Below are 18,685 nucleotides of genomic sequence, written 5' to 3'. Positions count from 1 at the left end.
CGTCCCGGGCTGGAGCTAGAAGAGGGGCAGCTGGCCAGGGAATTCAGGTTGGACGTACCCGTCCAACGACGGCTGGGCCGCCCCGACTTCCGCCTGCCGCCGCGACCCCGGACACGAGACGAGCTCACCACTCCCCCGGGCCCCCGCCGGATCGTGCCGCGCGAACCTCCCGGCGACGACAGCGATCTCCCGCCGGCACTCGGGACAGCTCCGGCGACGGGCCGACGACGCGAACGACGGTCGTGAGATCGATGACATGGGGTCACTCTCCCTCATGGCCTCAGCATGCGCCCATAACGAAAAGACCCTCTTCATCTCTGCGTACTCGCAGAGATGAAGAGGGTCTCCCCAATGTGGCGGCGCGTGGATTCGAACCACGGAAGGCGAAGCCGGCAGATTTACAGTCTGCTCCCTTTGGCCGCTCGGGCACACCGCCAGGGTTTGCTGCCCTTCGAACCGCCTTTCGGCGGTGCTCCTTGGCAACGACGTAAACGATACCTGATGCACAGGGGTGCTTCGCCACCCGATTGAGCGGCGCTCGGAGGGAAGGGGGTGGCTAGGCTTATGCGGATGCGGCCCCGGACGTACGCCGGGCTCGGCTGCTGCCGCCACGCATGCCGGTACGCACCCCGCAGACCCCGATAAGCACCCGATACAAGGAGCCACAGGACATGGCCGACTCCAGTTTCGACATCGTCTCGAAGGTCGAGCGGCAGGAGGTCGACAACGCCCTCAACCAGGCCGCCAAGGAGATCTCCCAGCGCTACGACTTCAAGGGCGTGGGTGCCTCGATCTCGTGGTCCGGCGAGAAGATCCTCATGGAGGCGAACTCCGAGGAACGCGTCAAGGCGGTCCTCGATGTGTTCGAGACCAAGTTGATCAAGCGCGGCATCTCGCTGAAGTCCCTGGACGCCGGTGAGCCCCAGCTCTCCGGCAAGGAGTACAAGCTCTTCGCCTCGATCGAGGAGGGCATCTCCCAGGAGAACGCGAAGAAGGTCGCGAAGATCATCCGGGACGAGGGCCCGAAGGGCGTGAAGGCTCAGGTCCAGGGTGAGGAGCTGCGCGTCAGCTCGAAGAACCGGGACGACCTTCAGGCCGTCATCGCCCTCCTCAAGGGCAAGGACTTCGATTTCGCACTGCAGTTCGTGAACTACCGGTAGTCCAAGAGCGGTTCAGGAGTGGCCGGAGAAGGGTGGGCACCCTGCGGTGCCCACCCCACGGCCTTCCGTCGGTGCGGAGCAGGTGCGGGCTCAGTCGCGCGAGTTGCCGAAGAGAATGCGGTACGCGATCAGCAACACCAGCGAGCCGCCGATCGCCGCCGCCCAGGTGGTGCCGTCGTAGAACTGTTTGCTGACGGGGTAGTCGAAGAAACGCGCCGAGATCCAGCCGCCGATGAACGCTCCCGCGACGCCGATGACCGTCGTGCCGATGAAACCGCCCGGGTCGCGTCCCGGCAGCAGGAACTTGGCGATGGCTCCGGCCAACAGCCCCAGGATGATCCAGCCGATGATGCTCATGCCCTGAACCTGCCCCTCTGTGCTGTGCTCGAACTGTCCCGGCACTGTGACGTGCGGCGTCGGTACGTTCTGGTTGGTGCGTTGTTCCCGTTGTGTTGCCGTGTACGACGTCGGCGCTGCACTTGGCGGTTGCAGCGGTCAGTAGGGTGCGGCGCATGACACAGCCCGGTGTGGATTCCTCCGCTGAACTGCGACGCACCCTTGGCGTTGGGGACGCCGTGGTCATCGGACTCGGTTCGATGGTCGGCGCCGGCGTCTTCGCAGCCCTGGGACCCGCGGCACGCGTGGCCGGGTCCGGGCTGCTGCTCGGGCTCGGTGTGGCGGCCGTGGTCGCCTACTGCAACGCCATGTCGTCCGCCCGGCTGGCCGCCCTCTATCCCGCATCCGGCGGCACCTACGTGTACGGGCGTGAGCGCCTCGGCGCCTTCTGGGGCTACCTGGCGGGCTGGTCGTTCGTCGTCGGGAAAACGGCCTCCTGTGCGGCGATGGCGCTCACCGTGGGCACGTACCTCTGGCCTGGGCAGGCGCACGCGGTGGCGGTCGTGGCCGTGGTCGCGCTGACCGCGGTGAACTACGGCGGTGTCCAGAAGTCCGCCTGGCTGACGCGGGCGATCGTGGCAGTGGTCCTGGCTGTCCTCGCTTCCGTGGTGGTGGTGTCCCTGGGTTCCGACGCCGCTGACGCCGGACGGCTGGAGATCGGCGCCTCCGACGGTGTCGGCGGTGTCCTTCAGGCGGCCGGGCTGCTGTTCTTCGCCTTTGCCGGGTACGCCCGGATCGCGACCCTCGGCGAAGAGGTACGGGATCCCGCGCGCACCATTCCGCGCGCGATCCCCTCAGCCCTGGGCATCGCTCTGGGCGTGTACGCGGCGGTGGCCGTGGCCGTCCTCTCCGTGCTGGGGTCGGGTGGACTCGGGCACGCGACCGCCCCGCTGGTCGACGCCGTCCGGGCTGCGGGCGTGCCCGGGCTGGTGCCGGTTGTCCGGGCCGGTGCGGCCGTGGCCGCGCTCGGCTCGCTGCTCGCCCTGATCCTGGGCGTCTCACGAACGACGCTGGCCATGGCACGGGACCGCCATCTGCCCGGCGCCCTGGCCGCCGTGCATCCGCGCTTCCAGGTGCCGCACCGGGCCGAGCTGGCCGTGGGCGCGGTGGTCGCGGTGCTCGCCGCGACAGTGGATGTCCGGGGTGCTATCGGCTTCTCCTCCTTCGGGGTTCTGGCGTACTACGCGGTGGCCAACGCCTCCGCCTGGACGCTGAGTTCAGCTGTGATGTCCCGGGTGGTACCGGCGGTGGGGCTCGCCGGCTGTGTGACGCTGGCGTTCGCGCTTCCGTGGGTGTCGGTGGTCGTGGGCGCGGGCGTGCTGGGGCTGGGGGCTGTCGCGTACGGCGTACGACGGTGGTGGTCGGCTTCGCGGTCGTCGGCCTGACCTCAGCGCTGACGGACCGGCGTCGGCTACTGCGACTGGGACGGCGGCGTCGCGGTAGCCGTACGTATGCGGAATTCGGGCCAGGGTTCCAGGTCCGTGTCGTCGTTGGACTCCTCGTACCAGCCGGTGCCGTCGAGCCAGGTGTGCAGCCACTCCGCGAGGCCAGGGGCGTCGGTGTACCAGGCGTGGTCGGCGTCGTCGGCGTTCGGCTCGAAGAGCAGGACCGTGCCCTGTGGAGTGCTGCAGTCCACGCAGGCGTACATCCCGCAGCCCCAGTGGGATATCGGCAGGATGCCCTCGGGCCAGGGCCACTCCGGGTCCTTGCGGGCCTCCGCGCGTTTGGCGAGGTACTGGGCGACCGCGGGCGGCTCGCCCGCGGGCGGGCTGTCGAGCAGGGGCACCAGACCGTAGGACGGGCCGAATCCGCCGTCTCCTATCCGGAGGTAGAGCGCGGCGAGGAGCGGGGGCAGGGAGAAGCCGAGAGCGGCCTCGGCGCGGTCGAGCGTGGCCGGGTCCACGGGAGCGGGGAGTGAAGGCCACCCCCACGGACGGGTGTTGCGGGCTTCGGCCGCCACCCGTGTCAGCAACTGCTCGATCTCGGTCATGGGTTCATCATGCAGGCCGCCACTGACAATCGAGCCGGCCTGTGGATAACCCGCGGGCGGGGGTGCGATCCCATCGCCCGGCTGTGGATAAATGGTCGGGCGGGGACGGTGGCGCCCCGCCCGGCCGTGCTACCAGCGCGAGCTGAACGGCTGGTCCGTCGGCACGATTTCGCGGCCCAGCGGCAGCAGTGAGACGGGAATGAGCTTGAAGTTGGCGATGCCGAACGGGATGCCGATGATCGTGACGCACAGGAGAACGCCGGTGACGACGTGGGCCAGTGCCAGCCACCAGCCCGCGAGGACCAGCCACAGGACGTTGCCGACGCAGGAGGGGGCGCCCGCGTCGCGACGCTCAATCGTCGTACGCCCGAAGGGCCACAGGGCGTACGCACCGATACGGAAAGAGGCGATGCCGAACGGAATGCCGATCACGGTGATGCACAGCAGCAAGCCGGCGCCCAGATAGGCGAGGAACAGCCAGAAGCCGCTCAGGACGAGCCAAATGACGTTGAGGATTGTCTTCACTGGTGGCGACCTGCCATCTTTTCGAGCCGGGCGATGCGCTCCGCCATCGGCGGGTGCGTAGAGAACATCTTGGAGAGTCCCTGGCCCGGGCGGAAGGGGTTCGCGATCATCATGTGGCTCGCGGTCTCGATGCGCGGCTCGGGTGGCAGCGGGAGTTGCTTCGTGCCCGCTTCCAGTTTGCGCAGGGCGCTGGCGAGGGCCAGGGGGTCACCGGTGAGCTGTGCGCCCGACGCGTCGGCCTCGTACTCTCTGGAGCGGCTGATGGCCAGTTGGATGAGGGTGGCCGCAAGCGGACCCAGGATCAGGATCATGATCATGCCGAGGATGCCGGGGCCGTCGTCGTCGTTCGAGCGGCCGATCGGGATCAGCCAGGCGAAGTTGACCAGGAACATGATCACGGAGGCCAGTGCGCCGGCGACCGACGAGATGAGGATGTCGCGGTTGTAGACATGACTCAGCTCATGGCCGATGACGCCGCGCAGTTCGCGCTCGTCCAGGATGTGCAGGATGCCGTCGGTGCAGCAGACGGCCGCGTTGCGCGGATTGCGTCCCGTCGCGAACGCGTTGGGTGCTTCGGTCGGTGAGATGTACAGGCGCGGCATGGGCTGGCGGGCCTGCGTGGAGAGGTCCCGGACCATGCGGTACAGGGCCGGGGCCTCGAATTCGCTCACCGGGCGGGCGCGCATCGCGCGTAGAGCCAGTTTGTCGCTGTTCCAGTACGCGTACGCGTTCGTGCCGATCGCGACGAAGAGCGCGATCACCAGGCCTGCACGGCCGAAGAAGCTGCCGATGACGATGATGAGTGCGGACAGTCCCCCGAGGAGAAGGGCTGTCCTGAGCCCGTTGTGCCGGCGGTGCACGGTACGCCCTCCAAGTAGTGCGGCAGGGGAACCCTGGTGTCAGGTCCAGTGGACCCTTCTGTACTGGTCAACGCCAGGCGGGGATGCACAGTTCCCTTGCGTGCGCTCAGGCGCGCGTGGCCCGTTCGGGTGAGGTCCACGCGCGCGGGCGGCCCGCGGGGGTCAGAACAGGCCGGCGTCGGCGAACCGCAGTACCAGTTGGGGGGCGCCGGAGAGGGCGATGCCGAGAACGGCGGTCAGGGCGATCGCCGCCGTGAGGGGAGCCGGGGCGCGGTGGTGTTCCTCGTCTCCTTCGGGGGCGCGGAAGAGCAGGGCCGTCCACTGGAGGTAGTAGAAGAGGGCGATCACCACGTTGACGGCCATGATGACGGCCAGCCAGCCGAGTCCGGCGTCGACGGCCGCGGAGAAGACGGTGACCTTCGCGAAGAGGCCGATGATGCCCGGCGGCAGTCCGGCGAGGCACAGCAGGAAGAAGCCCAGGACGAGCGCCGGCAAGGGGCGGGTGGCGTACAGGCCTCGGTAGTCGTTGAGGCGGTTCAGGGGCTTCGTACGGGCCACCAGGGCCGCGACCGCGAAGGCGCCGAGGTTCACGGCGGCGTACATGAGGGCGTACGCGACGGTGGAGCCGATCGACTTCTGGGCGTCGTCGGAGTACGCGGCGGCGGCGATCGGGACCAGGAGGTAGCCGGCCTGGCCGACGGAGGACCAGGCGAGCAGGCGTACGGCGCTGTACGCGCGCGTGGACTGCTGGCGCAGCGCGCCGACGTTGCCGACGGTCATGGTGAGCGCGGCGAGGGCTGCCAGCGCCGGGCCCCAGACGTCGGCGTACGAGGGAAAGGCGACGACGGTGACGAGGATCAGGCCGGAGAAGCCGACGGCCTTGCCGACGACGGACAGATAGGCGGCGATCGGCAGGGGCGCCCCCACGTACGTGTCGGGGACCCAGAAGTGGAAGGGTACGGCGGCCGTTTTGAAGGCGAAGCCGATGAGGGTGAGGACGACGCCTGCCTGGGCGAGGGTGTGGAGCTGCGGGTCGACGTGCTGGATCCGGTCGGCGATCTCGGTGAGGTAGAGGGTGCCGGTGGCCGCGTACACGAAGCTGATGCCCATGAGGCTGACCGCGGTCGCCGTCACGGACGACAGGAAGAACTTCAGGGCAGCTTCGGAGGACTTGCGGTCGCCGTGCCGGATGCCGACGAGGGCGAATGCGGGCAGGGAGGCGACCTCCAGGGCGACGATCAGCGTCGCGAGGTCGCGCGAGGCGGGCAGCAGGGCCGCTCCGGCTGCGGAGGACAGCAGCAGGAACCAGTACTCCCCTTCGGGGAGTACTCGGTCGGCGTCCTTGAGGGCGGTGACCGAGATGAGCGCGGCGAGCAGTGCGCCGCCGAGCACCAGGAACTGGATGACGAGGGTGAAGCGGTCGGCCGTGTAGCTGCACACGTCCGTGCCGCCGGTGAGGCAGAAGGTGGAGCGGTCGCCGTCCAGCAGCGGCAGCAGCAGGAGGGCGGAGACGACCAGGCCGGCGACCGAGATCCAGCCGAGGAGTGCCTTTCTGCTGTCGCCGAGGAACAGGTCCATGACCAGCACGGCGAGTCCCACGAGGGCGGCGACGGTGGGCGGTGCGACGGCGAGCCAGTCGACGGACTGGACGACGGACTGGGCCAGGGAGCTCATCGGGGGCCTCCTGAGAGGAGCTGCTGGACGGCCGGGTCGGTCAGGCCGAGGAGGGCCTTCGGCCACAGTCCGGCGACGACGGTGAGGGCGACGAGCGGGGCCCAGGCGGCGAATTCGTACGTCTGCACGTCGGCGAGCCGGGGGGCGTCCGGCTGTGGGGCGGCTCCCATGCAGACGCGGCGTACGACGACGAGCATGTACGCGGCGGTGAGCAGGGTCCCGAACGCGGCGATCGCCGTGAAGGTGAGGAAGGCGGGGCGGCTGAGGTCGTCGGCGGGGTTGAAGGCGCCGAACAGGGCCAGCATCTCGCCCCAGAACCCGGCGAGGCCGGGCAGTCCGAGCGAGGCGACAGCGGCGAAGGCCAGAAGGCCGCCGAGGCGCGGGGCCCGGCCGTAGAGGGCGGCGCCGGTGCGGTCGGCGAGGGTGTCGAGGTCGGTGGTGCCCGTGCGGTCCTTCAGCGCGCCGACCAGGAAGAAGAGGAGGCCGGTGATGAGGCCGTGGGCGATGTTGGCGAAGAGCGCGCCGTTCACGCCGGTCGGGGTCATGGTGGCGATGCCGAGCAGGACGAAGCCCATGTGGCCGACGGAGGAGTAGGCGATGAGCCGTTTGAGGTCGCCCTTCGCGCCCCGTCGGGCGAGGGCCAGGCAGGCCAGGGAGCCGTAGATGATCCCGACGACGGCGAAGGCGGCGAGGTAGGGCGCGAAGGTCCGGAATCCGTCGGGCGCGACCGGCAGCAGGATGCGCACGAACCCGTACGTGCCCATCTTCAGCAGCACTCCCGCCAGCAGGACCGAGCCGACGGTCGGGGCGGCGGTGTGGGCGTCAGGCAGCCAGCTGTGCAGCGGCCACATCGGGGTCTTGACCGCGAGCCCGATTCCGATCGCCAAAACGGCGGTGACCTGCACTGATGTGGTCAGGCCTGAGCCGTTGTCAGTGGCGAGTGCCATGATGTCGAACGTGCCCGCTTTGGTCCCGATCAGGAGCAGGCCCAACAACATGACCACGGATCCGAGCAGGGTGTAGAGGATGAACTTCCAGGCCGCCCGGGTCCGTTGCTCACCGCCCCAGCGGGCGATGAGGAAGTACATCGGGATGAGCACCATCTCGAAGGCAAGGAAGAACAGCAGCAGGTCGAGGACGGCGAAGGTGGCGAGGGTGCCGGACTCAAGGACGAGAAGGAGTGCGACGAAGGCCTTCGGGGAGGGGCCGGAGGGCAGCTTGAAGTAGGAGTAGAGCGCGCAGAGGAAGGTGAGGAGCGCGCTCAGGACAAGAAGGGGGAGGGAAATGCCGTCGACGCCGAGGTGGATCCGCACGTCGAGTGCGGGGATCCAGCTGATGTCGGTCGTGGCCTGCATCTTCGACGGGTGGTCGTGGTCGAAGCCGAGCGCCAGGGCGATCGCGGCGATGAGCACCACGCCGGTGACGGTCACCCCGTGCCGCAGCACGGCCTGCTCCGGCGACTTCCCCTTCAGCCCGGGCGGGGCCGGCAGGAGAGCGGCGACGGCTCCGATCAGCGGGCCCACGACGAGGAATGCCAGAAGGAACTGCATCACTGACTCGTTGATATCGATCACGCCTGCTCACGCTCCCGTGGCGACGAGGAGGACGGCGACCACCAGGACGACGGTGCCGGCGAGCAGCGCGCTCACATAGGTCTGGACGTTGCCGGTCTGGGCGCGCCGTACGGCGGTACCCAGCAGGCGGGGCACGGCACTGGCACCGCGTACGTAGGTTTCGACGACCTCACGGTCGAGGAACCGGACGAGGGTCGCGCCGGCCTGGACCGGGCGGACGAACAGCGCCGTGTACAGCGCGTCCAGGTGGAAGCCGAAGGCCGCGTGGCGGTGCAGCGGGCCGAGCAGGAGGCGGCCGGGGTCCGCCGGGTCGGGTGCGCTGGCCACGTCTCCGTAGGCGGGGGTATGGGCGGCGATGGCCTCGGCCTCGACCAGGCCGCCGTCGGCGTCCGGGTGGGCGGCGACCGCGCCCAGGGGGACGCGGGCCGCCGACGCGGTGGTGTGGCGCCAGGCTCCGTAGGTGAGGATGCCGCCGATCAGGGCCACTCCCGTGCCGAGGACGGAAGTGGTGAGGGTCGGGTTCAGGTCGTGGCCGTCGAACCAGTCGGGCAGCCTGCCGTAGGCGAACCCGCCCAGGGCGAGGGACGGGACCGCGAGCACCCAGAGCACCGCGGTCATCGCGACGGGCTGCCTGCCGTGGTCGGGGGCGTCGGGGCCGCGGCCACGGAAGGCGAGCAGCCACAGGCGGGTGGCGTAGGCGGCGGTGAGCAGGGCCGAGACCAGGCCGGCGACGAGGACGATCCAGCCGGCGGCCTCGGGGATGCCCTCGGCGTGGCCGGCGGTCACGTGTTCGGCGGCGCCGAGGACGGACTCCTTGGAGAAGAAGCCGCTGAAGGGCGGGATCGCGGCGAGGGCGAGAAGCGCCACGGTCATCGTCCAGTAGGCGTCGGGGACGCGGTCGCGCAGGTGGCCCATGCGGGACATGGCGGCCAGCGAGTTGGTGCCGGCGGCGTGGATGATCACGCCGGCGGCGAGGAAGAGCAGCGCCTTGAAGGCGCCGTGGGTGAGGAGGTGGAAGACGGCGGCGCCGCGGTCGCCGACAGCGAGGGCGCCGGTCATGTAGCCGAGCTGGCCGATCGTCGAGTAGGCGAGGACGCGCTTGATGTCGTCCTGGGCGAGGGCCGCGAGGGCGGAGCCGGCCATCGTGACGGCGGCCATGACGGCAAGGACGACCAGTGCGGCCGAGGAGGCCGCGAAGACCGGGAGGAGGCGGGCGATGAAGTAGACACCGGCGGCGACCATCGTCGCGGCGTGGATCAGCGCGGAGACGGGAGTGGGGCCCGCCATCGCGTCGGGGAGCCAGGTGTGCAGCGGGAACTGCGCCGACTTGCCCGCCACGCCGGCCAGGAGCAGCAGGGCGACCAGCGTCGGGTGGTCGAGTCCACCGGTCGCGACGGTGGCGAGGATCTTCGTGATCCGGAAGGACCCGGCGTCGGTGGCGAGCGCGAACAGGCCGATCAGGAAGGGGACATCACCGAGTTTGGTGACGAGGAAGGCCTTGAGGGAGGCTGCGCGGGCTTCCGGCGTCTCCCAGTAGTGCCCGACCAGGAAGTACGAGCAGATGCCCATGATCTCCCAGCCGACCAGCAGCACCATCAGGTCGCCGGAGTAGACGACGAGCAGCATCGCGGAGGTGAAGAGGGAGACGAGAGCGGCGTACGAGGGGTAGCGCGGGTCGTCGCGCAGGTAGCCCGTGGAGTAGATCTGCACGCAGGTCGCGACGAGGGCGACGAGGACGGCGACGAGAACAGCGAAGCCGTCGATGTGCAGGGCCAGTTCGACGGGGACCGAGCCGGTGGGGGTGAGTTCGGTGGTGGCGTCGACGGCCCGGTCGCCGCCCTGGCGTGCGGCGACGATCACGGCGAGGGCGAGTGCCGTGAGGGGCGGCAGTACGGCGAGGGGGCGTACGAAGCCGGGGGCGGTGCGGCCCAGGAGCAGGCCGGCCGCGGCGCCCAGGAACGGGAGGAGGGGGACGAGGACGGCGAGGGTGGTCGTGGTCACGCGGTGGCCTCAGCCTTCTCGTCTTCCGTGAGGGCGGCTTCGTCGGGGCCGTGCGGCTCGGCGGTGTCGCGGAGCTTGTCGATGTCCGCGGTGCCGCGGCCCCGGTGGACGGCGAGGACGATCGCCAGGCCGATGCCGATCTCGGCGGCGGCGATGGCGATGGTGAACAGGGTGAGTGCCTGCCCGGAGTGCAGGGTCTCCCGGGTGGTCCTGCTGAGCCAGACGTCGAATGCGACGAGGTTGAGGTTGACGGCGTTGAGCATCAGCTCGACGGACATCAGGACCAGGATCGCGTTGCGGCGGGCCAGGACGCCGTAGAGGCCGGTGCAGAAGAGGAGGGCGGAGAGAACGGCGGGATAGGCGAGGTGCATCAGCGGGCACCTTCCTGCTCGGCCGGGTCGGTTCGCTCGATCGGGTGATTCCGGGAGTCCGGGACAGATGGGGAACCATCGGTCGCGGCCCGGGAGTTCACAGGGGGAGAGCTCGACTCCGCCTTCGACTTGCGGGACAGGACGATCGCCCCGACCAGGGCCGCGAGGAGAAGGACGGAGAGGGCCTCGAAGGGGAGGACCCAGTTCTGGAAGAGGCTCGCGCCGGTGACGGCGGTGGAGCCGGCGGGGGCGCCGTCCAGGTCGATCCACGTCGTGCGGAAGGCGTCGACGACCACCCAGACCAGTGCGGCGGCGGAGGCGAGGGCCACGGCGAGGGCGGCCCACCTGTTGCCGGAGTCGGCGTCCGGGGAGCGGCCGATGGGGGCCTTGGTGAGCATCAGACCGAAGAGGAGGAGAACGACGATGGAACCGACGTAGATGAGGACCTGTACCCAGGCGATGAACTCGGCCGTGAGGAGGAGGTATTCGACGGCGAGGCCGCCGAGGGCCACTACCAGCCACAGGGCGGCGTGCACGAGCTGCCGGGTGGTGACGGTGACGAGCGCGGCGCCGAAGGTGACGAGGCCGACGAGCAGGAAAGCGATCTCGACGCCGGTCGGGGAGAGGAAGCCGTGGGTCTCGGAGGCGGCGGTCGTGGCGTGCGCCGCGGTGGCGGTGGCTGCGGTGAGGGTCACGAGTCTCCTCCCTGGGGATCAGCGGGCTCGGCCGACTCGGCCTGCGTCGCGGCGGCCAGCTTCTCCGCCGTCTTCCGGGCGGCGGCAATCTCCTTCGGTTCCTCGGCGGCGGGGTCGAGGGCGGGTGGGGCCGGGACCGTCCACATCCACTCGCGGAGCTTGTCGCGTTCGTGGGTGAGTTCGTGGATGTCGGTCTCGGCGTACTCGAACTCCGGGGACCAGAAGAGGGCGTCGAAGGGGCACACCTCGATGCAGATACCGCAGTACATGCAGAGGGAGAAGTCGATGGCGAAACGGTCGAGGACGTTGCGGCTGCGCTCGCGGCCACCGGGGGCGGCGGCCGGGACCGTCTCCTTGTGGGAGTCGATGTAGATGCACCAGTCCGGGCACTCACGAGCGCACAGCATGCAGACCGTGCAGTTCTCCTCGAAGAGGCCGATGACTCCGCGCGAGCGGGGCGGGAGGTCGGGCTGGGCGTCCGGGTACTGCGCGGTGACGGTCTTCTTCGTCATCGTGCGGAGGGTGACGGCCAGGCCCTTGGCCAGGCCGAGGCCGGGGATGCGGGACCCGGTGGGCGGGAGAGGTTCAGCCATGGTTACGAGATCACCACCTTCACGATGCCGGTGAGGGCGATCTGGGCTAGGGAGAGGGGAACGAGGAGGGTCCAGGAGAGCTTTTGCAACTGGTCCTCGCGCAGGCGGGGGTAGGTGACGCGCAGCCAGATCACGACGAAGGCCAGCACTGCCGTCTTCAGGAGGGTCCAGACCCAGCCCAGGCCGTCGGCGGCCCAGGGGCCGTGCCAGCCGCCCAGGAAGAGGACGGTGGTCAGACCGCACAGGACGACGATTCCGGCGTATTCGGCGAGGAGGAAGAGGGCGAAGCGAAGGCCGGTGTACTCGGTGTAGGCGCCGAAGATGATCTCCGAGTCGGCCACCGGCATGTCGAAGGGGGGCCGCTGGAGTTCGGCGAGGCCGGCCACGAAGAAGACGATCGCGCCGACGATCTGCCAGGGCAGCCACCACCACTGGAAGGCGTCGAGGATGCCGGGGATCGAGACGGTTCCGGCGGCCATCGCGACCGAGGCCGCGGTGAGCAGCATCGGGAGTTCGTAGGCGAGGAGTTGGGCCGCGGTGCGCAGGCCGCCCAGGAGGGAGAACTTGTTGGCCGACGCCCAGCCGGCCATGAGCGAGCCGAGGACGCCGACGCCCATGACGGCGAGGACGAAGAAGATGCCCGCGTCGACGACCTCGCCCACGGCGCCGTCACCCGGGCCGATCGGGATGGCGAGGAGGACGAGGAGGTACGGAAGGAGAGCGACGGCGGGGGCGAGCTGGAAGACACGGCGGTCGGCATCGGCCGGGACAACATCTTCCTTCTGCGCGAACTTGACGCCGTCCGCGACGAGTTGGGCCCAGCCGTGGAAGCCGCCGGCGTACATCGGGCCGAGGCGGCCCTGCATGTGGGCCATCACCTTGTGTTCGGTCTGACCGACGATCAGGGGGAAGGTGAGGAAGACGACGAAGACGATCAGGAGTCGCAGGGCGACGTCGAGCACGTCGTTCACTGCGAGCCTCCTGAGGGGTTCTCGGGGGTGGGGTTCTCGGGGGTGGCCTCTTCAGGGGCGGGGGATTCGGCCGGGTCCGTGGTCTTCGGGGTGGGCTCGTCGAAGGCGGGGCGGGCGTGGTGCCAAGGGGCGTCGGCCGTGGGTGGTGTCTCGGGGGCCTCGGTCGCCGGTGTCCGCACGCGCTGGGATGCCGATCCCTGGCTCGCGCTGCGCGCTCGACGGGGTGCGGTGGGTGAGGCTGGAGGGGCTGACGGGGTCTCTGGGGGCGTGCCTGTCGTGGGTGTGCCTTCCGCAGGTGCACCCTCCGTCGCCGGGGGCCGGGCTTCCTGGGGCTGGGCTGTCGGCGTCTGACTTGCCGGGGTCTGGGTTGCCGAGCCGTCTGAGGCTGTTCGGGTGCGGCGTACCGGGCGGTCGCCTGTGGCTCGGGCGGTGGCGGCGCGGGCCGGGCGGGTCGGGGCCGGGGGGAGCTGGCCCTTCAGGGGGCCCCACTCGTTGGGGTCGGGGACGCCGGGCGGGAGCATCTGGCGGCGCTTGGGTCCACCGTGTTCCGACTCCCCCGGTTCCTTCGCGCCCGGCCAGGCCTTCGCGACGCGGGCCGCGAGGACGAAGTCCTTGCGGAGAGGGTGCCCCTCGAAGTTCTCGGGGAGGAGGAGGTGGTCCAGGCCGGGGTGGCCCTCGAAACGTACGCCGAACATCTCGTGGGTCTCGCGTTCGTGCCAGGCGGCGCCCGCGTAGACGTTCACGAGGGAGGGGAGCACAGGGGACTCGTGCGGGACTGTAGTCCGTACAAGGAGGCGGCGGACCGGGGTGAGGGCGACGACGTGGGCGGCAATGCGGAAGCCGGTGCCCGGTTCGTCGACCGCGCTGAGCCAGTCGAAGTAGGTGCAGGAGAGGAGGTCGCGTGCTGTCAGCAGGGCCGAGGTCCAGGATGCCGGGGGGACGTCGACGGTCAGGACGTCGTAGGACTCCTCGGCCGTGGCCTCCGTACCGAAGAGTTCCTCGGTGGGGGCGGGCAGCCAGCCGGTGGTCGTCATCTGCCGGCCTCCCCCGCGGCTGGCGGCTTCACGAGGGGGCTCTGGAGCGCGGCCGGGGACGGGCGCGCCGCCGTTCCGGACGCGTACCGCTCGCCCAGGGACTCGCGGGCGATCTTCTCCTGGAGTTTGAGGATGCCCTGGAGCAGCGCCTCGGGGCGGGGCGGGCAGCCGGGGACGTACACGTCGACCGGGATGATCTGGTCGACGCCCTTCGTCACGGAGTAGGAGTCCCAGTACGGGCCGCCGCAGTTGCTGCAAGCGCCGAAGGAGATGACGTATTTGGGTTCGGGCATCTGTTCGTACAGGCGTCGTACAGCCGGGGCCATCTTGTCCGTGACCGTGCCGGAGACCACCATCAGGTCGGCCTGGCGCGGTCCGGGGGCGAAGGGGATCACGCCGAGGCGGATGAAGTCGTGACGGGCCATGGACGCTGCGATGAACTCGATCGCGCAGCAGGCGAGGCCGAAGTTGAAGACCCAGAGCGAATAGCGGCGGCCCCAGTTCAGGACCACCTTCATCGGCTCCGGGGCCAGGCGGGCGAGGGCGCCCAGGCGCTTCGGCTCCGGCAGAAGCACGGGCACTGGCACGGGCGCGGGCTTCGGGGGGTTCGTTTCTGGCGTCACGTCCATGTCAGGACGCCCTTCTTGTATGCGTAGAGCAGGCCCACGGCCAGGAAGCCGAGGAAGACGAACATCTCGACGAGGGTGGCCGCGCCGTAGCCGGGGGCCGCGAAGACGGTCGCCCAGGGGAACAGGAAGATCGAGTCGACGGCGAAGATGACGTAGAGGAAGGCGTAGACGTAGTAGCGGACCTGGGTGTGGGCCCAGCCCTCGCCGACGGGGTCGACACCGCACTCGTACGTGAGGAGTTTCTCGGGGGTCGGGACCACGGGGCGCAGCAGTCGGCCGGCCCCGAAGGCGACCGCGACGAAGAGCACGCCGACGGCGGCGAGCAGTCCTACGACGGAGTAGGAGTGGAAGTACTCCGACGCTGCGATGTGTTCCGGGTACTCCGTGTACCCCGTCGTGGCTGCGGCGGTCGGTACCGGCATGTCCGTCCCTCGCTCCCTGGCCTCGTGAGATCTGTCGGAGATCCGTACGGACGGGAGTCTAGGGCCTGCTAAAGAGACCGTAAGCAGCCCGTCACACATGGCCATGCCCGAGATCGCGCACAAGGTGGGGTTTCCCCCCGGGTCGCGGGGCGGACCGCCTCATGGCGCCGTCGCGCGGCGGCGGGCAGGCTGACGGTCATGACCGCACGTATGACCGCCACCAGCGCGGAAACCGAGGGCGACCGACTGCCCCCTGTCCGTTTCGCCCTCGACCCGCGCACGTGGAAGGAGATCGTTCACCTCCTGGCCAATCTGCCGATGGCGTTGTTCGGCTTTGTCTACGTGGTGACCGTGGTGAGTGTGGGTTCCTTCCTCACCCTCACGGTGATCGGTCTTCCGATGCTCGCCGCCGGGCTGCTGGGCGCTCGTCTGCTGGGCCGGTTCGAGCGGGCGCGGGCCAGGGCGTTGCTCGGGGTTCAGGTGGACGAGCCGAGTCCGCTGCCGCTGGGGCGCGGGCGGGGTGCCCGGGGCCGGAAGCTCGGGTTCTTCGGGCGGTTGATGCTCGCGCTGAAGGACCCGGTCGGCTGGCGCACCATGCTGTACGACTTCGTCCGGTTGCCGTGGGGCGTTTTCACCTTCTCCCTCGTGCTCGTGTCGCTCTTCGTGCTGTGGCCGGTGCTGCCGTTCCTGGCCCGGGGGCTCACGAACGTGGACCGGGCGATGGTGCGCGGGCTGCTGTCCCCCTCCGACGAGCTGGAACGCCGTATCGCCGAACTGGAGTCCGACCGGGGGGTCGTCGTCGATACCGCCGCCGCCGATCTGCGGCGTATCGAGCGCGATCTGCACGACGGGGCGCAGGCGCGGCTGGTGAACCTCGCGATGGGGCTCGGGCTGGCCAAGGAGAAGCTGCTCGAGGGGCAGGCCGACGAACATGTGGCCGCGATGGTCGAGGAGGCGCACGGCGAGGTGAAGCTCGCGCTTCAGGAGCTGCGGGATCTGGCGCGCGGGATCCATCCGGCCGTACTGACCGACCGTGGGCTGGACGCGGCGCTGTCCTCGGTTGCCTCGCGGTGCACCGTGCCGGTGCAGGTGACCGCCGATCTGCCGGCCAGGCCGGCCGCCGCCATCGAGGGGATCGCCTATTTCACGGTCTCCGAGCTGCTCCAGAACATCAGCAAGCACAGCGGTGCGCGGAACGCGTCTGTCGACGTCTGGCGTACCGACGACCGGCTGCTGATCCAGGTCTGGGACGACGGGCGCGGTGGGGCTCGGCTGGACGGCGGTACGGGGATGGCGGGGCTCGCGGAGCGGCTGGGCGCGGTGGACGGGCTGTTCGTCATCGAGTCGCCCGAGGGCGGGCCCACGACGGTCACGGCCGAGCTGCCGTGGCGGGAACGGATCGAGGCGTAGGCGTCCAGCGCGCAGATATCCGACACACAGGTGTCCGGGCGTAGGTAGGGAAAACCCCCGGGGGAAGACGCCTACGTGCTCCATGGTCCGTGGGGCTCGGTGCGAGCAGGCTGATGGCAGACGAGCCGATCAGACGATCAGATGAATCTCACCAGACGACCAGCGGAACGGACGGGGACCATGACCATGGAGTACGGGCAGGGGTACGGGCAGCGGGGCGGCCCCGGGGCCGGATTCCACGGGGCGGCCGACGGGGGCGCCGGGCAGGGGCGGCGGCCTCGGTTGCCGGCCGCCCTGCGGGCGCCCGTCGAGGCGCGGAGTTGGCGTGAGCTCGGGTACGTGCTGCTGAGCCTGCCGGTCAGCGTGCTGATGTTCTCCTACGCCTTCACCTTTGCGCTCACCGGTTCGATTCTCCTCATCACCTTCCTCGGGATTCCGGTGCTGGCCGTGGGTCTGGCCGGATGCCGGGGGTTCGGTGTGCTGGAGCGGAAGATGGCGCGCGGGCTGCTCGGACTCGAGATGCCGGAACCGGAGCCGGTGCGCGCACGCAAGGCCGGGGCGGCGGGCTGGATGGGGGCCGTCCTCAAGAGCGGTACCTCGTGGCGGCATCTGCTGTACTCGGTGCTGCATCTGCCGTGGGCGATGTTCTCGTTCGTGGTCGCGGTGATGTTCTGGGTGTACGGCTGGGCGCTGCTCACGTACCCGCTGTGGTTCTGGCTGTTCCCGATGTACGGCGGACAGGACGGTCTCCAGCTGTACGGCGACGAGACCCACAGCATCCACCTCGACAACCCGTTCGAGATCACGGTGACCGCGCTGGTCGGGCTGCTGTTCACCATGGCCACGCCCTGGATAGTGCGGGCGCTGACCGTCGTGGACCGGCTGATGGTGCAGGGGCTGCTCGGGCCGTCGCGGCTGGCGAAGCGGGTGGTCGAGCTGGAGTCCGGCCGGGGGGTCGTCGTCGACACCGCCGCCGCTGATCTGCGGCGTATCGAGCGGGATCTGCACGACGGGGCGCAGGCCCGGCTGGTGGCCCTGGCGATGGATCTGGGGCTCGCGAAGGAGAAGCTCACGGAGGATCCGCGGGCCGCGGCGCGCATGGTGGACGAGGCGCACGGTGAGGTGAAGACGGCGCTGCAGGAGCTGCGGGACCTGGCGCGCGGGATCCATCCGGCGGTGCTGACCGACCGTGGGCTGGACGCGGCGCTGTCCGCGGTGGCTTCCCGGTGTGCGGTGCCGGTGCGGGTGGAAGTGGATCTGGCGGAGCGGCCGGCGGCGGCGATCGAGGGGATCGCGTACTTCACGGTGTCGGAGCTGCTGCAGAACGTGAGCAAGCACGCGCGGGCGTCGGGGGCGTCGGTGGATGTGTGGCGGGTGGAGAACCGGCTGATGCTGCAGGTGGTGGATGACGGGGTGGGGGGCGCGGATGCCTCCGGCGGGTCCGGGTTGGCGGGACTGGCGGGGCGGCTCGACGCGGTGGACGGGATTCTGGTGGTGGATTCACCGGTCGGTGGGCCTACTCGGGTAACGGCGGAGCTGCCGTGGAGGGGATGAGCCAGTTGTTGGGGGATCACCCCAAGACCCCCCATTCGCGCTGAACGCGCTCGTTCTCGAACGCCGGACGCCGAACAGGTCGGCAGTGCGATGCTGGTGCCTGGTGTTCGGACGGGGTATGGGGGGCCGGGATCGTGGAGGACAGGGTGCGGGTGGTCATCGCCGAGGATTCGGTGCTGCTCAGGGAGGGCCTGACCAGGTTGTTGACCGACCGCGGGCATGATGTCGTCGCCGGGGTGGGTGACGGGGCCGCGTTGATCAAGACCATCACCGAGCTCGCCGCGCAGGGCGAGCTCCCGGACGTGGTCGTGGCGGATGTGCGGATGCCGCCCACCCATACGGACGAAGGGGTCCGGGCCGCCGTACAGCTGCGGAAATCGCATCCGGAGCTCGGGGTGCTCGTGCTGTCGCAGTACGTGGAGGAGCGGTACGCGACCGAGTTGCTCGCCGGGTCCAGTCGGGGCGTGGGGTATCTGCTGAAGGACCGGGTCGCCGAGGTGCGGGAGTTCGTGGACGCGGTGGTGCGGGTCGCCCAGGGGGGTACCGCGCTCGATCCGGAGGTCGTGGCCCAGTTGCTGGGCCGCAGCCGTAAGCAGGACGTACTCGCCGGGCTCACCCCCCGGGAGCGCGAGGTACTGGGGCTCATGGCCGAGGGCCGGACCAATTCGGCCGTCGCACGGCAGCTCGTCGTCAGTGACGGTGCCGTCGAGAAGCACGTCAGCAACATCTTCCTGAAGCTGGGGCTGTCCCCGAGCGACGGCGATCACCGGCGTGTCCTGGCCGTTCTGACCTACCTCAACTCATGATCACCTGACACCGTGTCAGC

Annotated in this window: 20 protein-coding genes and 1 tRNA gene; 5 read left to right on the top strand and 16 right to left on the bottom strand. The window is 69.9% G+C overall.

What is annotated here, in order from left to right:
* Positions 1 to 15: 15 nt before the first annotated feature.
* Entirely contained in the window at positions 16 to 258 is a 243-nt protein-coding gene (locus PV396_RS20555) for a hypothetical protein (RefSeq protein ID WP_319206567.1), read from the bottom strand.
* 96 nt (positions 259 to 354) lie between these two features.
* Positions 355 to 436, bottom strand: a tRNA-Tyr gene (locus tag PV396_RS20550).
* A 235-nt stretch (positions 437 to 671) separates the two neighbouring features.
* Here PV396_RS20550 and PV396_RS20545 point away from each other — a divergent pair.
* On the top strand, positions 672 to 1,160 hold the full coding sequence (locus tag PV396_RS20545) for a YajQ family cyclic di-GMP-binding protein (protein WP_319206565.1): 489 nt from the start codon (positions 672 to 674) through the stop codon (positions 1,158 to 1,160).
* 90 nt (positions 1,161 to 1,250) lie between these two features.
* Here PV396_RS20545 and PV396_RS20540 read toward each other — a convergent pair whose 3' ends face one another.
* Positions 1,251 to 1,517 (bottom strand): GlsB/YeaQ/YmgE family stress response membrane protein, encoded by a 267-nt coding sequence (locus PV396_RS20540; RefSeq protein ID WP_319206563.1) that lies wholly within the window; start codon positions 1,515 to 1,517, stop codon positions 1,251 to 1,253.
* Positions 1,518 to 1,672: 155 nt separating this feature from the next.
* Here PV396_RS20540 and PV396_RS20535 point away from each other — a divergent pair, with 155 nt between their 5' ends.
* Positions 1,673 to 2,941, top strand: coding sequence for an APC family permease (locus PV396_RS20535; protein WP_319206561.1), 1,269 nt, complete (start codon positions 1,673 to 1,675; stop codon positions 2,939 to 2,941).
* A gap of 26 nt (positions 2,942 to 2,967) precedes the next feature.
* Here PV396_RS20535 and PV396_RS20530 read toward each other — a convergent pair whose 3' ends face one another.
* The 13 genes from PV396_RS20530 to PV396_RS20470 form a co-directional block, all read right to left on the bottom strand.
* Positions 2,968 to 3,546: an SMI1/KNR4 family protein gene (locus tag PV396_RS20530; protein ID WP_319206559.1), complete on the bottom strand. Its 579-nt coding sequence runs from the start codon at positions 3,544 to 3,546 to the stop codon at positions 2,968 to 2,970.
* Positions 3,547 to 3,675: 129 nt separating this feature from the next.
* Positions 3,676 to 4,071, bottom strand: coding sequence for a YccF domain-containing protein (locus PV396_RS20525; protein ID WP_319206557.1), 396 nt, complete (start codon positions 4,069 to 4,071; stop codon positions 3,676 to 3,678).
* Positions 4,068 to 4,931 carry a zinc metalloprotease HtpX gene (gene htpX / locus PV396_RS20520; protein WP_319206556.1) on the bottom strand — a complete coding sequence of 288 codons (864 nt, stop codon included), beginning with the start codon at positions 4,929 to 4,931 and terminating at the stop codon, positions 4,068 to 4,070. Before htpX ends, PV396_RS20525 begins: the two co-directional genes overlap by 4 nt.
* A 162-nt stretch (positions 4,932 to 5,093) precedes the next feature.
* Complete coding sequence (locus tag PV396_RS20515; protein WP_319206554.1) at positions 5,094 to 6,605, bottom strand: NADH-quinone oxidoreductase subunit N; 1,512 nt, start codon at positions 6,603 to 6,605, stop codon at positions 5,094 to 5,096.
* Positions 6,602 to 8,179: an NADH-quinone oxidoreductase subunit M gene (locus PV396_RS20510; RefSeq protein ID WP_319206552.1), complete on the bottom strand. Its 1,578-nt coding sequence runs from the start codon at positions 8,177 to 8,179 to the stop codon at positions 6,602 to 6,604. The genes PV396_RS20515 and PV396_RS20510 overlap by 4 nt, the downstream gene beginning before the upstream one ends.
* A gap of 6 nt (positions 8,180 to 8,185) precedes the next feature.
* Complete coding sequence (locus PV396_RS20505; RefSeq protein WP_319206550.1) at positions 8,186 to 10,180, bottom strand: NADH-quinone oxidoreductase subunit L; 1,995 nt, start codon at positions 10,178 to 10,180, stop codon at positions 8,186 to 8,188.
* Positions 10,177 to 10,551, bottom strand: coding sequence for an NADH-quinone oxidoreductase subunit NuoK (gene nuoK / locus PV396_RS20500; protein ID WP_319206548.1), 375 nt, complete (start codon positions 10,549 to 10,551; stop codon positions 10,177 to 10,179). Before nuoK ends, PV396_RS20505 begins: the two co-directional genes overlap by 4 nt.
* A complete protein-coding gene (locus PV396_RS20495; protein WP_319206546.1) occupies positions 10,551 to 11,246 on the bottom strand; it encodes an NADH-quinone oxidoreductase subunit J in 696 nt (231 codons plus the stop codon). Before PV396_RS20495 ends, nuoK begins: the two co-directional genes overlap by 1 nt.
* Positions 11,243 to 11,839, bottom strand: a complete 597-nt coding sequence (locus PV396_RS20490) for an NADH-quinone oxidoreductase subunit I (protein ID WP_319206544.1) — start codon at positions 11,837 to 11,839, stop codon at positions 11,243 to 11,245. The genes PV396_RS20495 and PV396_RS20490 overlap by 4 nt, the downstream gene beginning before the upstream one ends.
* A 2-nt stretch (positions 11,840 to 11,841) precedes the next feature.
* A complete protein-coding gene (locus PV396_RS20485) occupies positions 11,842 to 12,810 on the bottom strand; it encodes a complex I subunit 1 family protein (RefSeq protein ID WP_319206542.1) in 969 nt (322 codons plus the stop codon).
* Positions 12,807 to 13,844 carry an NADH-quinone oxidoreductase subunit C gene (locus tag PV396_RS20480; RefSeq protein ID WP_319206540.1) on the bottom strand — a complete coding sequence of 346 codons (1,038 nt, stop codon included), beginning with the start codon at positions 13,842 to 13,844 and terminating at the stop codon, positions 12,807 to 12,809. The genes PV396_RS20485 and PV396_RS20480 overlap by 4 nt, the downstream gene beginning before the upstream one ends.
* Positions 13,841 to 14,473, bottom strand: a complete 633-nt coding sequence (locus PV396_RS20475) for an NADH-quinone oxidoreductase subunit B family protein (protein ID WP_319206538.1) — start codon at positions 14,471 to 14,473, stop codon at positions 13,841 to 13,843. Before PV396_RS20475 ends, PV396_RS20480 begins: the two co-directional genes overlap by 4 nt.
* Positions 14,464 to 14,895, bottom strand: coding sequence for an NADH-quinone oxidoreductase subunit A (locus tag PV396_RS20470; protein ID WP_319206536.1), 432 nt, complete (start codon positions 14,893 to 14,895; stop codon positions 14,464 to 14,466). The genes PV396_RS20475 and PV396_RS20470 overlap by 10 nt, the downstream gene beginning before the upstream one ends.
* A 198-nt stretch (positions 14,896 to 15,093) precedes the next feature.
* Between PV396_RS20470 and PV396_RS20465 the strand changes: the two genes are divergently transcribed.
* From PV396_RS20465 to PV396_RS20455, 3 genes are all read left to right on the top strand, one after another.
* Positions 15,094 to 16,305, top strand: a complete 1,212-nt coding sequence (locus tag PV396_RS20465) for a sensor histidine kinase (RefSeq protein WP_319206535.1) — start codon at positions 15,094 to 15,096, stop codon at positions 16,303 to 16,305.
* A gap of 180 nt (positions 16,306 to 16,485) precedes the next feature.
* Positions 16,486 to 17,859, top strand: a complete 1,374-nt coding sequence (locus PV396_RS20460) for a sensor histidine kinase (RefSeq protein ID WP_319206533.1) — start codon at positions 16,486 to 16,488, stop codon at positions 17,857 to 17,859.
* 146 nt (positions 17,860 to 18,005) lie between these two features.
* Positions 18,006 to 18,665, top strand: coding sequence for a response regulator transcription factor (locus PV396_RS20455; protein WP_319207367.1), 660 nt, complete (start codon positions 18,006 to 18,008; stop codon positions 18,663 to 18,665).
* Positions 18,666 to 18,685: the final 20 nt, after the last annotated feature.

The organism is Streptomyces sp. ME02-8801-2C (genome assembly GCF_033793965.1).
Taxonomy (GTDB): Bacteria; Actinomycetota; Actinomycetes; order Streptomycetales; family Streptomycetaceae; genus Streptomyces.
This window is presented reverse-complemented; position numbering and strand designations above follow the sequence as displayed.

Coding starts and splice junctions, on each gene's coding strand:
- PV396_RS20535 (WP_319206561.1), top strand. CDS start 1,673: ATGACACAGCCCGGTGTGGATTCCTCCGCTGAACTGCGACGCACCCTT.
- PV396_RS20460 (WP_319206533.1), top strand. CDS start 16,486: ATGACCATGGAGTACGGGCAGGGGTACGGGCAGCGGGGCGGCCCCGGG.
- PV396_RS20515 (WP_319206554.1), bottom strand. CDS start 6,605: ATGAGCTCCCTGGCCCAGTCCGTCGTCCAGTCCGTCGACTGGCTCGCC.
- PV396_RS20475 (WP_319206538.1), bottom strand. CDS start 14,473: ATGGACGTGACGCCAGAAACGAACCCCCCGAAGCCCGCGCCCGTGCCA.
- PV396_RS20470 (WP_319206536.1), bottom strand. CDS start 14,895: ATGCCGGTACCGACCGCCGCAGCCACGACGGGGTACACGGAGTACCCG.
- PV396_RS20545 (WP_319206565.1), top strand. CDS start 672: ATGGCCGACTCCAGTTTCGACATCGTCTCGAAGGTCGAGCGGCAGGAG.
- PV396_RS20490 (WP_319206544.1), bottom strand. CDS start 11,839: ATGGCTGAACCTCTCCCGCCCACCGGGTCCCGCATCCCCGGCCTCGGC.
- nuoK (WP_319206548.1), bottom strand. CDS start 10,551: ATGCACCTCGCCTATCCCGCCGTTCTCTCCGCCCTCCTCTTCTGCACC.
- PV396_RS20465 (WP_319206535.1), top strand. CDS start 15,094: ATGACCGCACGTATGACCGCCACCAGCGCGGAAACCGAGGGCGACCGA.
- PV396_RS20540 (WP_319206563.1), bottom strand. CDS start 1,517: ATGAGCATCATCGGCTGGATCATCCTGGGGCTGTTGGCCGGAGCCATC.
- PV396_RS20480 (WP_319206540.1), bottom strand. CDS start 13,844: ATGACGACCACCGGCTGGCTGCCCGCCCCCACCGAGGAACTCTTCGGT.
- PV396_RS20555 (WP_319206567.1), bottom strand. CDS start 258: ATGTCATCGATCTCACGACCGTCGTTCGCGTCGTCGGCCCGTCGCCGG.
- PV396_RS20530 (WP_319206559.1), bottom strand. CDS start 3,546: ATGACCGAGATCGAGCAGTTGCTGACACGGGTGGCGGCCGAAGCCCGC.